The following is a 22,244-nucleotide window of genomic DNA, read 5'->3' as shown; positions in this document are numbered from 1 at the left end:
TGACGAAAAGCCAATTATTATGAATGAGCTATACCCTTTTCGATCTGTTATTCAACCTGTGCCCGATGGAGAACCACGACCTTTATGGTCAGTGATGATTCCCACTTACAACTGTGCAAATTATCTGCGTGAAACACTGACGAGTGTGTTATCACAAGACCCAGGGCCGGAGATAATGCAAATAGAGGTGGTTGATGACCACTCCACCAAGGACGATCCAGAAGCTATTGTTAGAGAATTAGCAGGCGATCGCGTTAGTTTTTATCGCCAGCCAGAGAATGTTGGACATGTTAAGAACTTTACTACCTGCTTAGAGCGATCGCGTGGCAAACTCATCCATCTTTTGCATGGTGACGATTGCGTTCGGGAAGGCTTTTATCGCAAGATGCAACAAACATTTGATACTCAGCCGGAAATAGGAGCCGCTTTCTGTCGTCACATCTTTATGGATGAAACAGGGCACTGGCGACACTTTTCTGAGATATTACAACCTCAAAGCGGCACAATTGATAATTGGTTGGAAAAAATTATAGTTAAACAATATATTCAAACTCCCTCTATTGTCGTTCGCCGACAAGTATATGAAAAGTTAGGTAGTTTTGACCATCGGTTTTGTTTTTATTATGAAGACTGGGAAATGTGGGTGCGAATTGCCGCACAATACCCTGTATGGTACGAAGTTGAGCCACTAGCTATTTATCGGCTACATTCTGTATCTAATACTGGACAAACTGTGCGTACAGGCAAAAATATGCAAGAGGTACGCCGTGGGTTGGAAATTGTTCAGTCTTATTTACCTGCTTATCTGTCACAATCAACAGTCGATCGCCTGATCGATGCCAATAAAAAACACTCGGCAATCTGTGCTCTTAGAACAGCCCAAAATATGCTGATGATTGGCGATTTATCTGCTGCGATCGCCCAAATTAAAGAGGCATTTAAATGCAGTATTTCACCAAAAGTTATGGCATATTTTATTTACTTTGCTACCCAAGCTGGATTGAAACGTTCCCTGTCATTTTATCGAAGTTAAATAAACTAAATAATACCAATTGTGGCAAGTAATTGAGATAGTCTCTCCAGTCATTAAAATGCTTCCAGGCTTGTTTATTGTTTTACGACTTTAGGACTTACGCACTTTACAAACGCATCATCTCATGTATCAACTTTCAGGAAGAAAGGTATTGTCAAAATGCAAACTCCAGTTGCGTTCATCATTTTCAATCGCCCAGATAGAACCGCAAAAGTGTTTGAGGCAATTCGCCAAGCGCGTCCACCGATGCTTTTAGTTGCGGCGGATGGACCTCGTGTAAATCGAACTGGAGAGTCCGAAAAATGTGCACAAACGCGATCGATAATCGAGCGCGTAGACTGGCCCTGCGAAGTCTTAACCAATTATTCTGACATCAATCTGGGAATGAAGCAGCGAGAAGCTACTGCTTTTTCTTGGGTATTTGACATTGTTGAAGAAGCTATTCTTCTGGAAGACGACTGTTTACCTCATCCGACATTTTTTCCCTATTGCGAAGAATTATTGAGGTATTACCGTCACGATCAGCGGGTTATGACAATTTCTGGAGATAATACCCCCTTGGGCAATCCTAGAAATCGGCAGACTCAGGATAGCTATTACTTTTCAATTTATGCCCGAACATGGGGATGGGCAACCTGGCGTAGGGCATGGCAACATTACGATCTGGAAATGAAAAAATGGTCAACCATTCGCGACGAGGGTTGGCTAGAAGACATTCTTAGAGATTCTAGAGAAGTCCAATTTTGGCAAAACCAATTTCAATCTACCTATGATGGTTTTGATACTTGGGACTATCAATGGATGCTCTGTTCCTGGTTACAAAATGCCTTGAGCATTATCCCCACAGTTAATTTGATTAGCAATCTGGGATTCGATCTGGATGGAACCAATACTACAGATCGAGGCGATCCACGCTCCAATGTTCCGACACAACCTATGGAATTTCCATTACAACATCCGCCCTTCACGATCCCAGATCGCCAAGCCGATCGCTTCACAAGACAAAATGTTTATATGCCAAGTCTCTTGAAACGTGTCCAGAGAAAGCTCAGAAAAACATTCAAAAATTTCAAATAATTTGTCAATCTCTTAATGTTTAATCATTGAATCTATTTATGCAAATTATTCATACTAGTTATTCTGATTTATCTGGAGGTGCTGCTCGTGCAGCTTACCGGATTCATCGTTGTCTGTTACAGGCAGAAATAGACTCTCGGATGCAAGTTTTGTCAAAAATTTCTGACGATCCAACAGTTAGAGGTAATTCATTAAAAATCGGAAGAATAACAACAGAAATTCGCACAGGTATTGGTTTATTAGCCAAAAAAACCATCAAAAGTTCCGATCCAACGCGTTTTTCAGCGGGGATTCTTCCTTCTAATTGGGTAAAATCTTTCCATGCCTCTGATGCAGATGTGATAAATATTCATTGGGTAGGTGCAGAGACTTTATCCATTAGTGAAATTGGTCAGATTCGTAAACCAATAGTGTGGACGTTTCACGATATGTGGGCATTTTGTGGAGCAGAGCACTATACAAACGATGGACTTAATGCTCGCTGGCGTGAGGGTTATCGAGCAAACAATCGTCCCCAAGATGAGTCTGGTTTCGATTTAAATCGTTGGACTTGGGAACGCAAGCAACGTAACTGGAAACATCCTTTCCATATTGTCTGTCCTAGTAATTGGCTAGCAGATTGCGTTCGCAATAGTGCATTGATGGCAGATTGTCCCGTCTCAGTAATACCAAATCCCTTAGATATAGATAGCTTTCGCCCGATTGAAAAAACATTAGCACGACAGCTTTTGAATTTACCTCAACAGCGATCGTTAATTTTATTTGGTGCCTTGGGTGGAACTAACGATCCTCGCAAAGGTATTGATTTATTATTACAAGCCATCAGTTTTCTTGAAACTCAACAGTTAAAAGATATTGAAATAGTAATTTTTGGACAGTCACGTCCGCCACAAGTTCCTAAATTGGGTTTTCCACTTCGATACACAGGACATCTTGCTGATGATATTTCTCTCGCTCTACTGTATTCTGCTGCTGATGTTTTTGTTGCACCTTCTAGACAAGATAACTTACCGAATACAGTTGTTGAGGCAATAGCCTGTGGTACTCCTACTGTTGCCTTCAAAATTGGAGGAATGCCTGATTTAATTCAGCATAGGGTGTCAGGCTATTTGGCACAACCATACGAAGCAGAAGATTTAGCAACAGGAATTCAATGGGTTCTACAGCAACAAAAGGAAAGTAAATCTCTTAGTTTAGCAGCCCGTCGTCATGCAGAATATATGTTTGACCCAGTTCGGATCGCACAGCAGTACGTTGCGGTTTATAAGGAAGCAATGAATATACAAAAAAAGTGAGTGAGTAACTATATAGGGCTTGTTGAAAAAGCCCGCACTGTGGATTTAGAATTCACGCAGCTTGATAAATACTAGTTTCGTAACAGAGTCTCATCAAATTCGTTTAGCAACCTCTCAAAGAAAGTGCAAGGGTTTTGAGTCTATAGAGGTGATAATGTTGCACTTATAATATCTAAAAATTATGCTTCTTAAATTCATCCCAGAAACAAATAAAATCCATTCAATACATAATTTTTTTTCTTTTTTTGGTAATATTAAAAATTTTATTTTGATATTTGGTCTAGCTATTTGGGCTATTATTCCGTTATTAGGTATAGTTTTTATACTTACATATTGCCAAATAAACGTTTCCCAAAATAAAATACTAGGAAACCAAAAACGTGTACATAATATATTTCCAATCTTACTAGTTTTATTTACAATTACTACATATATAGCCAGCTTTGAGCCATTTCAAGATACAATTGTATATCTTGATATTTATTCTTCGCTTCAGAAAGAAACAGGGTTGACTATTCCAGATATCGAACTAGAACCAGTCTCTTTCATTTTGCCTAAATATTTGAGTGTATTAATAGGGCCTAGTCAACTGAGTTTTTTATTCCTTCAATCTTTGAGCATGAATACGGCTTTTACCGTTTTCTCCATGCTATTCATGCCCGATTTTTATCCATTAATCATATTAATTAATGTCACGACTCAAGGATACTATTTTCAACTCTTTTGGATGAGACAAATTTATTCATGGATATTTATAATACCTGCTATTTATGTTGATAATTTTGTCATTGCTTGTCTTTGTATATATGTCGGTTATTGGACACATAAATCTTCTTTAATGTATATTTTTGGCATATTGCCTGGACTATTCAAGTATAAATTTATTAATGCATTAAATCCATTCAAATCATTTTCTAAATATTTGAATAATAGATTGAGTATTATTATTTGTTTTGGCTCGATATTTCTATTCTCATCAGTAATAATGAAATCACTGCTAGATTTGACAAGTTCATTGTCATCTTTTGATGGTTCTGTATCTCAAAGAATCGATATTTATGGGGGTGGTGGTGATAACTACAGTCTTGGAGATAAAATTAAAAATCAAATCCGTCCTATTGTTGATTATATTATTATCTCTATATTTATCTTGAGAACTGATATCAGCAAAATAAATAGAGTATATAGCAAAACCAATAGAAGATATATAAGATGGATTACAACATTTTTTTTGCTTTTCTTGCTTTATTTTGGATCTTTGACATATGGATTTAATTTGAGAATTACCAGTATCTTTTTTTGCATCCCTGGTTTTTTTTATATTATCGCTCTCTCTTCAGACAAACTTGATGGTGTCTATAGCTATGATACTTTTATATTTATATTGGCAATTGTTTTCAGGATGATTTACTTTTTTGTTAGTATCACACTTCCTCAAAGCTACCTAACTTTTTGGAATGGTGAACCGTTAACTACACCAATCAGTGAATATTTTTACCTTTTTTATCAGTTTGTATTAAGCCTAATTAATCATAACTAATATGAATAATTGTCAAGTATCAATAGTGACGATATCCAAAAATAATTACCAAGGATTACAAAAAACCTTACAATCAGTCAAAGAACAAGACTATAAAATAATAGAGCATGTTGTTATTGACGGAGATTCTACTGATGGAAGTAAAGAGTTTTTAGATTCATATACCCATTCTAAAAATTATATTTATTTGTCAGAACTAGATAATGGGATATCTAGCGCATTCAATAAAGGTTTACAAAAAAGTAATGGGGATTTAATTTTCTTCTTAAACGCGGGAGATGTATTCTTTTCCAAAACAGTGATTTCTGAAGTTGTGGAAAGCTATATGCAACATAAATGGAAATGTGCTATTGGTGTCACTGTCACTACAAGTTTTGCTGGAGAAACCATATTTTATCGTCCGCCGCAACTTTCATCGAAATTTCTAAAATATTTTATGTTTTTACCACACCAGGGGTTTTTCTGTGAAACTTCTTTACATAAGAATTACAAATACAATGAATCTCTAAAAATTTCTATGGATTACGAGTTATTTCTGCGAATGCTCAAAAATATAACAATCTTTTATTTACCTACAGTAATATCAATACGCGAACCTGGAGGTATTTCTAGCCAAACTCAAAAGAGAATTAGTGAACATTCACAAATACGTTTGATTTACGCTAATAAAATACATGAAAAATTGATAATTAGCATTTTAAATACATTAATTCTATTTAAAAACTATCTCAAAATTGATTCACCTTTTGCATCAAAAAATGAATAAATCAAATATTATATTAGCGAATATTTACTAAAATTGCGTTTTGATCCATTTGTGAATTATGCATATAATATATCTTTTTAGACCGAAAAATCCCAGAGTACATCATTGCTCAGAATCTTTTTACAAAGCAATAACACTAAATACTGGTTTTGATATAGCTAGTTATTCCGTAAAATACTTGTATTCCGTCACTTTACGAGAAATTTGGCCATTAATCAAACAGTTCGTGAGCCTAAATAAGGAAGAAGAAATCTCAGTATTTTTCTTTTTAATTCAGTTAGATTATTTAGTATTAGCTTTACTTTTAAAAAGTATTACTAAAGTTTTGAATAAGAACTTAAAAATTTTTTATTTAATGCATGAACCTAAATTTGAAAAAAGAAGAATTAACCCTTTAAAAGCATATATTGTATTTTTATATCATTTAATTTTTGGTTATATAGGAGATAAACTATTATTGCCTAGTAATGAGGCATTTTTGAAAGCAAAAGACTTCGTTAATAATGATAAGCTTTACAAGTTAAACTTATCATTTATTTCTCTACCAGAAAATATTTTACAGAACAATTTAACACAACTAAAGTATAGTTGGGATAAAGAAAAAACTTTTTTATTATTAGGTCGAGCAGATAGAGATAAAAACCCTCAAGGATTTTTATCTCTAGCAAGTATAATTAACAAAAATTACCCAAAAAAAGCGAGATTTATTCGGGGTGGAAGTGAGAGGAACATACAAGTAAACTACGACGAAAAATTAATAATTAGATTTCCTGGCTTCATTTCAAATAGTGCTAAAAGTTTCCTACTTGGTTTAAGCCACTTTGTTGTGATTCCCTACTCATTCTCAACTCAAAGTGGTGTGGTGACAGAAGCTTTGAGTTATGGAAAGCTTTTAATTATTAATGATATTCCTACTTTTTCATATTTAAAAGGTCTAAGTTTTGTCTTTTTTACTGATTTTAATGACGAAAGCTCAATGTCAAAATGCATCCATGATGTATTTAGTATGGACATAAATGATTATGAAACCCGCTATTGGGAAGCAATAAGATACTTCCAAGAAAATCATTCAGAAGCTTATCTTTCAAAAACCTTGCAAGAAATTTTATAAACACATTTTTGTTTTTGATACAGAGGTGAAATATATCCATGTCGAATACAGTACCTACAGTTTCTAGCAACATACAGCCAAGCATTACAGTGGGTATTCCTTTTTACCAAGGTAGCAATATTGCACATCTTCGTGCTGCTATTGACTCTATCTTATGGCAAAGTGTACCAGCAAAGGAAATTCATTTAATTCAGGATGGTTTGGTTTCAAAAACTTTGGAGGAAACTATTAATGAATATACTGCAACTTATCCTCATATAAAACACCTCTTAATTTCTCAAAACATGGGTTTAGCTCATGCACTTAATATCTCTATATTAAACTCTTCATCTACATACTACGCAAGAATGGACTCTGATGACATTGCACATCCAGACCGATTAAGTAAACAAATAGATTTTTTAGAAAATCACTTAGATATTGATATCTTAGGTACTTGGGCTTATGTCTTTGAGGATGAATTTCCAAGAGAAAATTGCTCAATTAGGATAATGCCTGTATGTAATCAGGAGATACATGCACTGTTTCATTATCAAAATCCGTTGATACATCCATCTGTGATGTTTAGAAGTAGCGTTTTTGCTAAAACAGGACTTTATAACATGGAATTTCGTTCTGAATGTGATTTAGAATTGTGGGCAAGAGCATTGAAATTGAGAGTTGGTATTTCAAATTTATCTGAACCTTTACTTTATTATAGAAATACAGGCGTTATAAGTAGAAGGTCTGCGGCTTTAGGACAGCAAATTAAAGCACGATATCAATACAATACTCTTTCACTAAAATTAAATATTCTCAAAGTAATGTCTTTACTATTTCGTATTCTTCCTTATAAAATGCAAGTTTGGGGATACAAAAAATTTAAAAAAGAGAGCAATTTTAATCAAAATGCTGGCGAATTTTTAGTTAAATATAAATCGAATATTTCTAATTAATTAGATTTAAGCTATAGGTATTAATTATTATCATAAAAATTGATTTAATATCATATCTATTTAATTTAATCTTCGTAAAAAATATTTATCATACTCTATCTCTCAGTGGAACAACGCAATTAAACATAAAATAGACTTAACTACGCCACATAGCTCAAACTTCTTCATCCCTACTTCTCGGAGTTAATAAATATGGGATAAGAAGTTTGGAGAATTTAGATGTCTTATATTTAATTACTAAGCTTATTAACTTATTTTACTTGATACAACTTTACTTCATAAGGATTTAAACGAGTACTGAAACTTGCATTAGGAAATAGGTTATTAATAGTTTTTTCATTAAAAGTAACTATTTTACCAGCTAAACTCTGAGTCAGTTTTACTACGAAATTTATTTGAGTCGAAGTGTGATTAACAGCTATAATTAAAGATTTTGTAGTATTAGGAATAGGAAATAATTTAACTTCTATATTAGGGTTATTTACTTGTACTGGATTACTTAAATCTTCTCCTCTAACGATTGCAGGAATGTAATCTCGGAATTCTTTAATAGTAGGATACAAAACTGACTCATTCCAGGAAGGTGAAGAGAGATAGTGTATCCAAAATAGCAGCCCATCAGCCCCTGTAAGGACTGATAAATAAAACATATAGCGAAATTCTAACTTTGTTGGTAATCGAAAATCAGTCTGATTTCCTCTATAAGCTTGTATTACGTTCCAAAACTTTTTGTTTTTAATATCAGCAAGGTAAATGACATCGTAGAGTGCTTTTCGGTAAAATGATACCCATTGAAATTCTACAACGCCGTATTTACAAGGGTAACAATCCCACATCAATATATCCATTGCATCGCTGTAAGGTTCAATTTTTTCTATTTTGGTAAAAACTAATGCCACTGGCTTTGATTTATCTTCTTCCTTAATAGCTTTGTATACCTTTTTTAACAAATTTGGAGAAATTGGTCTAGGTTTTTTTATTTCTGGTTCATCATAAAGATACCAAGCATAAACGGAAGGATGATTTTTATAAGTACGAATAAAGTCTTTTACTCCTAAAATATTTTCTGATTCGATTAAAGGACGAGGAATCTCAAGCAAGATTTTTATTGGTGTTTTTTTAGAAGTATCCAAAAATGCCTGGATTTTTGCCTTGCCTTCTTTTTCAACATAGGGCATTAATAAGTCAATTCCTTTAGAAGATGCTTTGAGTGGTACATCTATATTATTGATATTGTCATACCATCCTAAGAAAAAGGGTAAACTTCGTTTTCGATTAGTTAAATATTTTTTGGGATTTAAACTGACAAGTATGCTGCTAGTACTAGCTAATAAAAAACCAGGAATTAAAGCTAGAAATTTACGTCGCGTTATCATTCTCAAATATTAAATTTCAGAACAAGCTTAATTAAACATCACATTGATTGGTTTGGCAATATTTGCTATTATCTATGAACCATTGCAACTTAATTCAAGGACATTTGAGTACCTACCTCATACCTCAGCAGCGATGTAAGCAACTGTTTGTCCGCGATAAAACTGGTCACGTCTAACTTTGGTGATATATGCTGGTTCTATGAAAATCATTCGCAATATTTAGAATTATAAATATCTTGTAACAGTTTCACTGCGTTAGCATTTTTTGTAGTCAATTTAAAGCGATCGCTACCACTAACAGTTATGCTTTCTTTAGTCACTGTCCCTTTTTAAAAAGTGACATAAAATATAAGTATAAATTTATACATTTAATTTGGTATCGTCGTAGTGGTGGACTTCACCGTTGTATACCAAAGTTGGTATTTGAAATCTAGTCTTTGCTCACTTGACAACGGTGCTGATATTTTCTCTGGAAGCGCATTTGCGGAGTGACAGCGAAAATAATTGCGATCGCACATAGGTTAGCATTGAATCAATAGTTAAATTTAAAACTTTTGTTCTTAGCATTTACCCTTAATCTTAATACTGACTATTTCCAGATTAAACTACCACACATTAAAAATTATTTATCCTTTAGTGTCAGTTTTAACATACTTTTACTGATAACAAAAATCACTTCACATTGACGAATAACCACTGGACAGTGACTAAGTGCAACCTTTAATTAATGCATATAGCCAATTCTTTGCTTGCCTCTGCGCTTCCCTCTGTGCCCCTACCCTTCCAGAAGGCGAAGTGCCTATGCCTTTAAATAAAAAAGAAATCGGTAGACAGTTCCTAACCTACGACTAAGTTACAAAACTTAGACTTAATCTCAGATAAACTGGGGTATGCACTTTTAAGACTGGAGATGAAGATACAGGTTCTACATACTTCTTAATAAATCCGCCTTGAGAACGCAAAACGTTCTAATCTAAAAGCTAACTGGGTTAATTTACTGGCAGTTTTGCAGGCAAAACTCTCAAGCTCATAAAGCATAGACACGTCGATGTGTCAAGCCTCAAAACAATCCAGACTTAACATATAAACGCTTATGATGGGAGTTTTACAAATCCGATGAGTGTTAAGGCGAGTGGTGGAAGCTCGGTTGCGCGTCCGCAACTATATCAAACCCTAACTGTATCCACAATTACCCAAGCGGAGCAGCAAGACCGTTTCCTGGGAAGTGGTGAACTAAATGAACTGGCAAGCTATTTTGCATCTGGTGCAAAACGTCTAGAAATTTCTCAGACGTTGACCGACAATGCCGAGATTATTGTGTCTCGAGCTGCTAACCGAATTTTTGTCGGTGGTTCGCCAATGGCTTTTTTAGAAAAGCCCAAAGAAGTAGAAATAGTACCTGTTAGTGCTGTTGCCGGTGCTAATGTTCAGCAAGGGATGCAACTGGGAACTGTAACCTACGTTGAAAGTCGTGGCGGGTTCCTAGAAAATTTACGCTCAATATTTAACTCATCCCCCAGCGGCCCGACACCTCCAGGTTTCAGACCAATTAACATTGCTCGATATGGCCCAAGCAACATGGCCAAGAGCTTGCGGGATTTATCCTGGTTCTTGCGCTACGCTACTTATGCGATCGTTGCTGGCGACCCCAACATCATAGCGGTGAATACAAGGGGTTTGCGGGAAATCATTGAAAATGCCTGCTCTGGAGAAGCCACGCTAGTAGCTTTACAAGAAATCAAAGCTGGGGCACTTTCATTTTTCCGCAACGATGCTGAGGGTACAGAAATTGTGTCTCAGTACATGGATGTTTTGTTAACAGAATTCAAAGCAGCCACACCTTCAAATAAACTGCGCCAACGTCCTTCTAGCGACCAGCAAGGGTTAGAATTGCCGCAAATCTACTTCAATGCCTCAGAACGTCGTCCCAAGTTTGTGATGAAGACTGGGTTATCCAGTAGCGAAAAAAATGAGGTAGTGAAAGCGGCCTATCGACAAATCTTTGAGCGCGACATTAGCCGTGCTTATAGTTTGTCCATATCTGACCTAGAATCCAAGGTGAAGAATGGCGACATCTCGATGAAAGAGTTTGTCCGTCGTTTAGCTAAATCTCCCCTTTACCAAAAACAGTTTTACCAGCCTTTTATTAACAGCCGAGTCATCGAACTAGCTTTCCGTCACATTTTAGGACGGGGCCCAAGTAGCCGAGAAGAAGTACAAAAATACTTCTCGATTATTTCTAATGGTGGTCTACCAGCCTTAGTAGATGCCTTAGTAGATTCTGCTGAATACGGCGACTATTTTGGCGAAGAAACAGTACCCTACCTGCGGGGTCTAGGTCAAGAAGCACAAGAATGTCGCAACTGGGGGCCTCAGCAAGACCTGTTTAACTACAGTGCGCCTTTCCGCAAGATACCTCAGTTCATCACCACATTTGCGGCTTACGAGCAACCGCTACCAGATCAACATCCCTACGGTTCTGGTAACGACCCCTTGGAAATTCAGTTTGGGGCGATTTTCCCGAAAGAAACTCGCAACCCCAGTACCAGTCCGGCTCCTTTTAGCAAGGATACCAAACGCATCCTGATTCACCAAGGAGCAGGGATTAATAACCAAAATAGTAATCCCAAAGCGCGGGGTGAAGCTCCTGGTACCCTTGGTCCCAAGGTGTTCAAATTAGACCAACTGCCTGGTACTAGAGGTAAAAAGGCTCCCAAAAATTCTAGTATCAGATACTCCGAAAGCTCCACGCAAGCAGTAATTAGAGCTGCTTACCTGCAAGTTTTTGGTCGCGATGTCTACGAAGGTCAGCGCCCGAAGGTATTAGAAATCAAGCTGGAAAATGGTGACATCTCAGTACGGGAATTTATCCGTGCTTTGGCTAAGTCGGATGTCTTCCGCAATCTGTACTGGTCATCGCTGTATGTTTGTAAAGCGATCGAGTATATTCACCGCCGCTTGTTGGGTCGTCCGACTTATGGTCGTCAAGAAATCAACAAGTACTTTGATATTGCTTCAAAACAGGGCTTTTACGCGGTGGTTGATGCCATTATTAACAGCGTAGAATACAGCGAAGCCTTTGGTGAAGATACAATTCCTTACGAACGGTATCTGACTCCTGGTGGTGTAGCAGGGCGACAATTACGTGTTGGTAGCATTCGTGATGATATTGCCGCGAAAGTCCAGAAGGAGGTAACACCAAGCTTTGTGACACTGGGTACAGTGACAGAAAAGCGGTCAGAACCAGATATTCAATTCCGCATTAACCAAGGTGTTAGCAAGCAACGGGAACAAACCAAAATCTTCAAATTGGTGGCGAATACTACTGACAAGGTTGCAGTCAAAACTTTGATCAGCGCTGCCTATCGTCAGATATTTGAGCGGGATATTGCACCATACATCGCCAAAAACGAATTTAGCAAATGGGAAAGCAAGCTGGGGAATGGCGAAATTAGCGTGAAGGAATTTATTGAAGGTTTGGGTTACTCTAACCTCTACCTGAAAGAGTTCTACACACCTTACCCCAACACCAAAGTGATTGAGTTAGGAACCAAACACTTCTTGGGACGTGCGCCATTAGACCAAGCAGAAATCCGCAAGTATAACCAAATTTTGGCTACTCAAGGTATTCGTGCCTTTATTGGTGCTTTGGTAGATAGTGTGGAATATAACCAGGTGTTTGGTGAAGATACTGTTCCTTACCGCCGCTTCCCGACCCTGCCAGCGGCAAACTTCCCGAATACAGAGAAGCTTTACAACCAGCTGACCAAGCAAAACGATGACGTGGTTGTACCAAGCTTTAAGCCAGTACAAGCCCGTGTCGGAGTTAGTAACGATACACCGCTTTTGGCACAGGCGATCGCAGATATCGCAGCCCAAACAAATGGTCAGCCATCCTTTGCTGAACTGGGTCGTTCCTACAACGATGCTAGCGGACAAACGGTGGAACAGGGTGTGCGTAAACATGCACGTATTTACCGTTTAACAGAAAACACCAACCAAGACGAAAAACAACAGGCAATCAACGCCATTTATCGTCAAGTCTTGGATATATTTAGCGGTGAAGTGCCTGATAATTTCCGTCGCACTGACCTAGATAGCAAACTCCAAAATGGTGAAATTTCCGTGCGGGAGTTTGTGCGCGAACTAGCTAGTTCCCAAATCTATCGCCAGCGCTTCCTATCACCTTATCCTCATACCAAGGTCATTGAGTTCCTCTTCCGTCATCTGTTGGGGCGTACACCCGCAACTCAGGAAGAAATTGTGCAATACAACAACTTGCTAACCAATAGTGGTTTGTCAGCCGTTGTAGAAGCAATAGTCGAAAGCCCAGAATATAGCCGCTACTTCGGTGAAGATGTTGTACCTTACAACCGCTTCCCATCTGTGCCAGTAGGTAACTACCTTGGCAGTGTAGCGGTTGATTAAGGAGTAGGGAGTCCAAAATAGGGAATAGGGTACAGATTATTTACTGTTCCCTATCCCCTGTAACCTATCCCCTGTCCCCTTCGTAACCTTTCGTAATCCCGCTCTCAGATTGCAGTTAGAACAGCAAATTCTGAAAAGCAATATTACAAAGTATTAAGAGCAGTCATAAATGCTCAACAGAATGCCGGAAAATGTTTTGCGGAAGGTAACTGAGTTTGAAAGCTTGTGTACTTATGTTGACTCAAGCAAACTCGTAATTTATTAGCCGTAGCAGTTGTAAAATTGTTGTGTCTAAAAGGACGAAAAAACAAACTCAGTAAACCAAACTCAAAGTCGCACCAGTTTAATCAAATCCTGGTTTCATTCGTATTGGAGGAATCCATTAATGAGTATCGTCACGAAAGCTATCGTGAATGCTGATGCAGAAGCTCGCTACCTCAGCCCTGGTGAGTTAGATCGGATCAAGTCCTTTGTTACAAGTGGTGAGCGCCGGGTGCGGATTGCTCAAGTTTTGTCAGAAAATCGCGAACGGCTTGTTAAGCAAGCTGGCGATCAACTGTTCCAAAAGCGTCCTGATGTTGTGTCTCCTGGTGGTAACGCTTACGGTCAAGAATTGACTGCTACTTGTCTGCGTGACCTAGATTATTATCTCCGTCTCGTTACCTACGGTATCGTTGCTGGTGATGTCACCCCCATCGAAGAAATTGGTGTTATTGGTGCCCGTGAACTGTACAAGTCCTTGGGAACTCCTATCGATGGTGTTGCTGAAGGTATTCGCGGACTGAAGAATGGCTCTGCATCACTGCTCTCTGGTGATGAAGCTAGTGAAGCTGCTGGCTACTTCGACTACCTAGTTGGTGCCCTTCTAGGATAGGGTAAAGCTGTTTACCTACTTAAACAGAAGTATTGCAATACGGTTGGAAATAAGGAATTAACAACATGGCTCAAGACGCAATTACCGCTGTCATTAACTCCGCAGACGTTCAAGGTAAATATCTAGACTCTTCTGCTTTAGAGAAGCTAAAAGGCTACTTCTCTACTGGCGAACTGCGGGTACGTGCTGCTAGCACCATCAGCGCTAACGCTGCTGCGATCGTCAAAGAAGCTGTAGCAAAATCTTTGCTATACTCTGACATCACCCGTCCCGGCGGCAATATGTACACCACCCGCCGCTATGCTGCTTGCATCCGTGATTTGGATTATTACCTCCGCTATGCCACCTACGCTATGTTGGCTGGCGATCCTTCCATCCTAGACGAGCGTGTGCTCAATGGCTTGAAGGAAACCTACAACTCCTTAGGTGTTCCCGTTGGTGCTACCGTACAAGCTATCCAAGCAATCAAAGAAGTAACCGCCAGTTTGGTAGGTTCTGATGCTGGTAAGGAAATGGGCGTTTACTTAGACTATATCTCCTCTGGCTTAAGCTAAGAACTAGTTTGCGCTTAAGAATTTAGGTGCGGCTTTATTAAGGTCTGGAAATCAGCCGTGAGTGCTAGAACGTTATATTGCTTATCTTGGTAAATTATCAGTGATGAGTGTTGGTGGTCTAGTATTGATGTTTGATTTCCAGCCTTTGAATGATTAAAAGATTTGCACTCAAGATTTTGAGATAAAAAAGTTTTCACAAAGTATACAGGAGATTTTCAAAATATGTCCCGTTTGTTTAAAATTACTGCTCTAGTTCCTAGCCAAACCCGAATTCGGACCCAACGCGAACTGCAAAATACTTACTTCACTAAGCTAGTTCCTTATGAAAACTGGTTTCGCGAACAGCAACGCATTCAAAAAGCAGGCGGCACAATCATCAAAGTGGAACTGGCAACTGGTAAGCAAGGCGCTAATACTGGCTTGTCGTAATTCTGTAAATAGAATATTATTTTAGGGAATTGGTAAGAGGTCGAGAAAGACCTCTTTTTTATGGCTCAGATTTTATGCAAATCAAAAGTTAAACATATTTAAAAGACGATACCCACGAGTATAAAGTGGAACTGGAGCGTCAGCATTCTTTCTATTCTTAGCTTGTTCAACAGTTTCATCAAACACAATTAACCTGAGTTCGGGATAAGGAAAAGGACAGGTAGTAAGCTGAAAATAACAACAAATCCAGCAACCTGTCCTATGTTTAGTTTAGATGCTTTGTTCTGTCATGTAGATGATTTCTGTAAAGCGTTTGAAGCTCAATGGCAGAGAAAACTGTTAAATCATGGAGGAATAAAACGTGTAAGAGCGAAAAGCTTGTGTTTAAGTGAAATAATGACAATTATCATCGCTTTTCATCAAAATCACTACCGGAATTTCAAACATTTTTATTTGAATCAGGTGAAACAGCAGTGGAGTTCTGCGTTTCCAGGTCTTCCTTCTTATCAACGATTTATTGAATGGATACCATCAACTTTAATACCTTTATGCGTCTATCTGAAGCATTGTTTCGGACAATGTACGGGTATCGGCTTTATCGATTCAACCTGCTTGAAGGTATGTCATAATCGTCGGATTTCTCGGCATAAGGTATTTAAAGGTTTAGCCGCTCGTGGCAAGACTTCCGTGGATTGGTTTTTTGGTTTTAAGCTTCATATTGTTGTCAATGAGCTTGGTCAACTCTTAAATGTGACTCTTACTCCTGGTAATATTGATGACCGTAAACCCGTACCAGATTTACTGTGTAAGCTTTTTGGCAAAATATTTGGCGTTAGCGAAGCTTACCGAAGGTATCGCGGCTATGTTTCTGAAAAACTTGCTTCTCAGCTTTTGGAAGAGTTCGGAATCCAATTTTTCGCTAAACCCCGTCGCAATATGAAGAATAGGCTGATGCGTCTTCATGACAAACTTTTGTCCCGTAAACGCTCAATTATTGAAACGATTAATGATCAACTCAAAAACATTTCTCAGATTGAACATTCTCGACACCGAAGCCCCGTTAATTTTTGCGTTAACGTTCTTTGCGGATTAATCGCTTATTGTCATCAACCTAAGAAACCTAGCCTTCAACTGGAGTGGCTTTTACCTCCTTATCTTTAACCCGAACTCAGGTTAATTAATGACATTTTGAGCCAGTAATTTTAGAGCAAAAGATCGCAAATTTGACCATAATTATTAATTTTTGTCTCTAAAAGTTAAAGATAATCTTAAAACGGGAATTCTCTATATAGATAAAAAAAGATTTGTAAATAAAAATAAGATTTATGTTGACGATCGCTGGTTATCGCATAAACGAGTTAATTTATTCGAGTTCCAATACCCTAGTACATCGCGCTCTTAGGGAATTAGATAGAAAACCAGTCATTATTAAACTACTGCGACACGACTATCCCAGCTTTAGCGAATTGGTGCAGTTTCGCAATCAGTATGCGATCGCCAAAAATCTCGACATCCCAGGCATTGTCCAACCGCTGAGTCTAGAACCATACCAAAATGGCTATGCTTTGGTAATGAAAGACATCGGTGGCATCTCCCTACGCGATTACATCCAGGCTGCCCCTTTGAGTGTCGAACAATTCTGGCCCATTGCCCTGCAAATTGTAGATATCCTCCACCAGCTATATCAGCAACGGATTATCCACAAAGATATTAAACCAGCCAACATTCTGATTCAACCAGAAACGGGGGAGATTAAGCTGATTGACTTTAGCATCGCCTCCCTATTACCCCGCGAAACCCAAGAGATTCAAAATCCCAACGTTCTAGAAGGCACACTCGCCTATATCTCACCGGAACAAACCGGGCGGATGAACCGGGGAATTGACTATCGCAGCGATTTCTATTCTTTGGGAGTTACGTTTTTTGAACTGCTCGCGGGACAGTTACCATTTCCAGTAGACGAGCCAATGGAAATGGTTCATGCCCATATAGCGAAACAACCACCCTCTATCTGCGATCGCAATCCCGATTTGCCCATCATGCTCGGTGAAATCATTCGCAAGCTGATGGCCAAGAATGCCGAAGACCGCTATCAAAGCGCCCTCGGTCTGAAGTACGATCTGTTGCGATGCCAGGAAGAATATCATGTTGCGGGCAAACTCGCCTGGTTTGATTTAGGGCAAAGGGATATTAGCGATCGCTTCTTGATTCCCGAAAAACTCTACGGACGAGAACAAGAAGTTCAAACCTTGCTCGATGCTTTTGGCCGAGTTGCTAACGGAGCCTCCGAACTGATGCTGGTGGCAGGTTTTTCCGGTATTGGTAAAACTGCCGTCGTCAATGAAGTGCATAAGCCGATTGTACGTTGGTATGGCTATTTCATCAAAGGTAAATACGACCAATTCAACCGCAATCTGCCGTTTAGTGCCTTTATCCAAGCCTTCCGCGACCTGATGGGTCAACTTCTAAGCAGCGATGACGCACAGTTAGCTGAGTGGAAAGCGAAAATCCTGGCGGCAGTAGGTGACAATGGCCAGGTACTCATCGAGGTGATTCCGGAACTCGAACATGTCATCGGTCAACAACCCCCAGTACCAGAACTCTCCGGTAGTGCTGCTCAGAATCGTTTCAATCTGCTGTTCCAGAAGTTCATCACGGTGTTCACCACGCCAGAGCATCCACTGGTGATTTTCTTAGATGATTTGCAATGGGCTGATTCGGCTTCGCTAAACTTGCTGAAACTACTGCTGACAGAACGCGAGCGCGGTTATTTATTCGTCATCGGAGCTTATCGGGATAACGAAGTGTTCCCGACTCATCCGTTGATGCTGATGCTCGATGAGGTCAAAAAAGCCCAAACCTTTATCCATACCCTCACCCTAGAACCTCTGAGCCAAGCCCATGTGAATCAGTTAACAGCAGATACGCTCAGTTGCTCAACTGAACTGGCTCAACCGCTTTCGGAGTTGGTCTATCAAAAAACCAAGGGGAATCCCTTCTTCCTCACCCAATTTCTCAAAGCACTGCATGAGGACGGCTATATTTGGTTTGACTTCCAGACAGGACATTGGCAATGTGACTTAGCAACGGTGAAGTTACTCGCACTCACGGATGATGTCGTCGAGTTCATGGCACTTCAGTTGCAAAAATTGCCGACTGCCACCCAGACTGCTTTGAAACTGGCAGCTTGCATTGGCGCTCAGTTCGATTTGTCTACCCTGGCGATTGTCAATCAGCGATCGCCCGAAGATACCGCACTCGACCTCTGGAAAGCCTTGCAAGAAGGCATGATTGTGCCTATTAGCGATGTCTATAAGTTCTACCAACCATCAGAACTTCAGGTGGCACAAGTCCAGCAACCATTATCGTTTAACTGTTCCTATCGCTTTCTCCACGATCGCGTCCAGCAAGCTGCCTATTCCCTCATCCCTGACGAGCAAAAACAGACGACTCATTACCAAATCGGACAACTTCTACTGCAACAAGTTTCCCCAGCCGCCAGAGAAGAGCGCATTTTTGAAATCGTCAATCAGTTGAACTATGGAACCACGCTGATTGGAAAACAACACCAACGGGACGAACTCGCTCAACTCAACCTCACGGCTTGCCGCAAAGCCAGAGGCGCAACTGCCTATCAAGCCGCCCGTGAATATGCCACAGTCGGGCTGCAACTGCTGGGAGGGGACGCTTGGCAACGGCAGTATGAAATAACTCTATCCCTGCATGACTTAGCTGCTGAGGTTGCTTTTTTGGCTGGTGCTTTTGAGCAGATGGATGAGTGGATTGAAGCGGTAATCGATCGTGCAAAAACGCCTCTAGAACGAGTGCCAGTCTATCAAGTCAGAATTCAGGCATTAGTCGCCCGCAATCAATTTGTCGAGGCGATTGCGATCGGTCAATCAGTCTTCCGGATGTTGGGCGTAAACTTGCCAGATGAACCAACCCTAGATGATATTCGCCTCCTGAAGCAAGAAATTGATGCTTTAATTGAGGGTCGTTCCATTGAGTCATTCATTCATCTGCCGAAAATGACCGATCCGCAGCAATTAGCAATTATGCAAAATGCGGCGCGGCTGACACCAGTTTGTTATATGTCCGGCACAAAGCTTTATTTCCTAGTTGTGGCACTCCAGGTCAAATTATCGATTCAATTTGGCAACAGTCCGGTTTCGGCGTTTTGCTACGTAGGTTACGCCTTCCAACTGAGGATGCTGTGGAGCGATATGTCAAAAGTGCCTCAGTTTGGGCAATTAGGATACCAACTCGCCTTAGAACCCGATGCCAAAAACATTCGAGCCGCAACCGCCATGTTAATGGGGGCTTATGTGGGTTCTTGGACAATCCATCTGCAAGACACGCTGCCTATTCTACTAGATGGATATCAAGCCGGGTTGGAAACTGGCAATCTAGAATTTATGGGTTACGATGCCCAGTTGTACTGCTTCAATGCGTATTGGTACGGTCAACCGCTGGCTGAACTCGAACCCCAAATTCGTGCCTATTACCAGCAGTTGTCCGACCTCCACCAAGTCACGGCAGCAAACTGTGTATTGGCTTACTGGCAAGCGGCGCAAATTCTCTTAGGTCAGTCAGAACAAGAAATTTCCTTACGCCAGGATGCCTACGAACAGAAAGTTCTGGATGAGGCAAAAGTCGATTTTTACCGACTATCCTTCTTTTACCTTTATCGCTTCACCTTAAATTACTGGCTGCAAGACTTTGCCAAAGCCCAACACGATGCCGCTCAAACGCGACATTATTTAGCCGGCGGGATGGGAAGTATCGTTGAACCAATCTTTTATTTCTATGATTCTCTGACCATGCTGGCTCATCCTGGTGAATCAATTTCCCCGTCAGAACCGCAATGGCAGCGAATGGAAGAAAATCAAGCTAAGTTAAAAGATTGGGCAGATTATGGCCCCATGAATTACTTGCACAAATATCATTTAGTAGAAGCGGAAAAATATCGCGTTCTCGATCGCAAAACCGAAGCTATAGAATTTTACGATCTGGCGATCGCGGGTGCCAAAGCCAATGGCTATTCTCAGGAAGCAGCCCTTGGCAATGAACTGGCGGCAAAATTTTACCTGGATTGGAACAAAGAGCGAATCGCCCAAGCTTACACGATCGAAGCTTACTATGGCTATGCTCGCTGGGGGGCGAAAGCCAAACTCGCTGACTTGGAAACTCGCTATCCCCAACTGCTAACTCCCATCCTCCAAGGGGCGCAGACACCACTCTCTATTGACGAAACCTTATTTTCCACTGCAACTGTCACCTCGACTAGTAGTTCCTCCACGAGTCTTTCTGATTCTCTGGATCTGGTTGCCATCCTCAAAGCGTCGCAAACTCTTTCGGGTGAAATTGAGCTTAATCAATTAATTGCTACTCTCTTGCTGACGGTAATGCAAACCTCTGGTGCGACGCAGTGCGCTTTGATGTTGAGTGAGGGGCAAAATCTCACAGTTCAGGCGAGGGCAGAACTTACGGCATCGCGCCAAATCGAAACGCAAATTCTCCATCCAACCCAGTCGCTTGTCGAGAGTGGTATAGTGCCGATCGCTCTGGTAACAAAAGTCAAACGCAGCTTGCAGCCTGCTGTAATTAGCAACGCTGCACAAGAGCCGCTATTGCTTGGCGATGCGTATATCCAAAACCAACAGCCCAAGAGTCTGCTGTGCAGCCCAATTCTGCAACAGGGCAAGCTGCTGGGCATAGTCTATCTAGAAAATAACCTGACAACAGGAGCCTTTACCCGCGATCGCGTTGAGGTGCTGAATCTGCTGTGCGCCCAAGCTGCGATTTCACTGGAGAATGCTCGTCTCTATCAGCAAGCCCAAGCATATACTCAACAACTGGAAGAATCTCAGCTTCAGATTGTGCAAGGCGAAAAAATGGCGACTTTGGGTAACTTGGTGGCTGGGGTGGCTCACGAAATTAATAACCCAATTGGCTTTCTCAACGGTAGTATTAACAATGCCAAAGATTATGTAAAAGACTTATGTGATTATTTACACATTTATCACCAGCACCAGCCACCTACGGATGCGGTGGCCGAATTAGCCGAAGAACTTGACCTGGAGTTTATGTTGGAGGATTTACCCAAATTAATTGACTCGATGAAAGGTGCAACCGATCGCATCAAAAGCATTAGTACGAGCCTGCGTACCTTCTCTCGTGCCGACACGGAACACAAAGTTAAAGCCAACTTGCACGAAGGGTTAGATAGTACGCTGTTGATTCTCAAGTATCGACTCAAAGCCAATGAAAATCGGCCTGCCATTAAAGTTATCCGCAACTACGGTAATATTCCTGAAATTGATTGCTTCCCCGGTCAACTTAACCAGGTGTTTATGAACATTCTGGCTAATGCGATTGATATGTTCGATGAAATAGCACAGCAAACAAGCTTTGAAGAGTTAGAAAATCATCCCCAACAAATCGCGATTTCCACTGCATTATTATCCGAACAAAATGCGGTTGAAATTCGTATTTCTGACAACGGTAAAGGCATGAATGAATCAGTTAAATCTAAGATTTTCGATCGCTTGTTTACTACTAAAGAGGTTGGCAAGGGAACGGGGTTAGGTTTAGCGATCGCCCGCCAGATTGTCGTCGAAAAACATCATGGTCAACTGGAAGTTCAGTCCCAATTGAGACAAGGCTCTGAGTTTTCCATCTCACTCCCGGTTCGGGGTTAAATCAACCATCGCTGCGGCACAGTACAACAACTGTGTTGCAGCCGAAATTTATACCATTTCACTGATGCTCTGCTATCACGCCACCACCAATCATCGACACTAAAAAGCGCCCCCCTTTCTGGAGA

General features: G+C 40.2%; 13 protein-coding genes and 1 pseudogene. 13 read left to right on the top strand and 1 reads right to left on the bottom strand.

Features of this window, described 5'->3' with window-relative positions:
- Window positions 1–19 precede the first annotated feature (19 nt).
- The 7 genes from NSTC731_RS17070 to NSTC731_RS17040 all read left to right on the top strand — a co-directional run bounded on the left by NSTC731_RS17070 (window position 20) and on the right by NSTC731_RS17040 (window position 7,757).
- Window positions 20–1,033 (top strand): glycosyltransferase family 2 protein, encoded by a 1,014-nt coding sequence (locus NSTC731_RS17070; RefSeq protein ID WP_445631823.1) that lies wholly within the window; start codon window positions 20–22, stop codon window positions 1,031–1,033.
- Between the two features lie 159 nt (window positions 1,034–1,192).
- Window positions 1,193–2,110: a glycosyltransferase family 2 protein gene (locus NSTC731_RS17065; RefSeq protein WP_445631822.1), complete on the top strand. Its 918-nt coding sequence runs from the start codon at window positions 1,193–1,195 to the stop codon at window positions 2,108–2,110.
- A 38-nt stretch (window positions 2,111–2,148) separates the two neighbouring features.
- Complete coding sequence (locus NSTC731_RS17060) at window positions 2,149–3,405, top strand: glycosyltransferase family 4 protein (RefSeq protein WP_445631821.1); 1,257 nt, start codon at window positions 2,149–2,151, stop codon at window positions 3,403–3,405.
- 181 nt (window positions 3,406–3,586) lie between these two features.
- On the top strand, window positions 3,587–4,945 hold the full coding sequence (locus NSTC731_RS17055) for a hypothetical protein (protein ID WP_445631820.1): 1,359 nt from the start codon (window positions 3,587–3,589) through the stop codon (window positions 4,943–4,945).
- Window positions 4,946–4,970: 25 nt separating this feature from the next.
- Window positions 4,971–5,711 (top strand): glycosyltransferase family 2 protein, encoded by a 741-nt coding sequence (locus NSTC731_RS17050; RefSeq protein WP_445631819.1) that lies wholly within the window; start codon window positions 4,971–4,973, stop codon window positions 5,709–5,711.
- Between the two features lie 226 nt (window positions 5,712–5,937).
- Entirely contained in the window at window positions 5,938–6,822 is an 885-nt protein-coding gene (locus tag NSTC731_RS17045) for a glycosyltransferase (protein ID WP_445631818.1), read from the top strand.
- A gap of 38 nt (window positions 6,823–6,860) precedes the next feature.
- On the top strand, window positions 6,861–7,757 hold the full coding sequence (locus NSTC731_RS17040; protein WP_445631817.1) for a glycosyltransferase: 897 nt from the start codon (window positions 6,861–6,863) through the stop codon (window positions 7,755–7,757).
- Window positions 7,758–8,008: 251 nt separating this feature from the next.
- Here NSTC731_RS17040 and NSTC731_RS17035 read toward each other — a convergent pair whose 3' ends face one another.
- Window positions 8,009–9,133 carry a glycoside hydrolase family 2 TIM barrel-domain containing protein gene (locus tag NSTC731_RS17035; RefSeq protein WP_445631816.1) on the bottom strand — a complete coding sequence of 375 codons (1,125 nt, stop codon included), beginning with the start codon at window positions 9,131–9,133 and terminating at the stop codon, window positions 8,009–8,011.
- A 1,116-nt stretch (window positions 9,134–10,249) separates the two neighbouring features.
- Between NSTC731_RS17035 and NSTC731_RS17030 the strand changes: the two are divergent.
- From NSTC731_RS17030 to NSTC731_RS17005, 6 genes and pseudogenes are all read left to right on the top strand, one after another.
- A pseudogene (locus NSTC731_RS17030) lies at window positions 10,250–13,549 on the top strand (phycobilisome rod-core linker polypeptide); the annotation flags it as partial.
- 397 nt (window positions 13,550–13,946) lie between these two features.
- Complete coding sequence (apcA, locus tag NSTC731_RS17025; RefSeq protein ID WP_322698411.1) at window positions 13,947–14,435, top strand: allophycocyanin subunit alpha; 489 nt, start codon at window positions 13,947–13,949, stop codon at window positions 14,433–14,435.
- 65 nt (window positions 14,436–14,500) lie between these two features.
- Complete coding sequence (gene apcB, locus NSTC731_RS17020; protein WP_104908010.1) at window positions 14,501–14,989, top strand: allophycocyanin subunit beta; 489 nt, start codon at window positions 14,501–14,503, stop codon at window positions 14,987–14,989.
- 222 nt (window positions 14,990–15,211) lie between these two features.
- Complete coding sequence (locus NSTC731_RS17015; RefSeq protein ID WP_094349821.1) at window positions 15,212–15,418, top strand: phycobilisome linker polypeptide; 207 nt, start codon at window positions 15,212–15,214, stop codon at window positions 15,416–15,418.
- Between the two features lie 261 nt (window positions 15,419–15,679).
- Window positions 15,680–16,579, top strand: a complete 900-nt coding sequence (locus NSTC731_RS17010) for an IS982 family transposase (protein WP_445628068.1) — start codon at window positions 15,680–15,682, stop codon at window positions 16,577–16,579.
- Between the two features lie 164 nt (window positions 16,580–16,743).
- Window positions 16,744–22,119 (top strand): trifunctional serine/threonine-protein kinase/ATP-binding protein/sensor histidine kinase, encoded by a 5,376-nt coding sequence (locus tag NSTC731_RS17005; protein WP_445631815.1) that lies wholly within the window; start codon window positions 16,744–16,746, stop codon window positions 22,117–22,119.
- Window positions 22,120–22,244 lie beyond the last annotated feature (125 nt).

Source organism: Nostoc sp. DSM 114167 (assembly GCF_052692655.1).
This window is presented reverse-complemented; position numbering and strand designations above follow the sequence as displayed.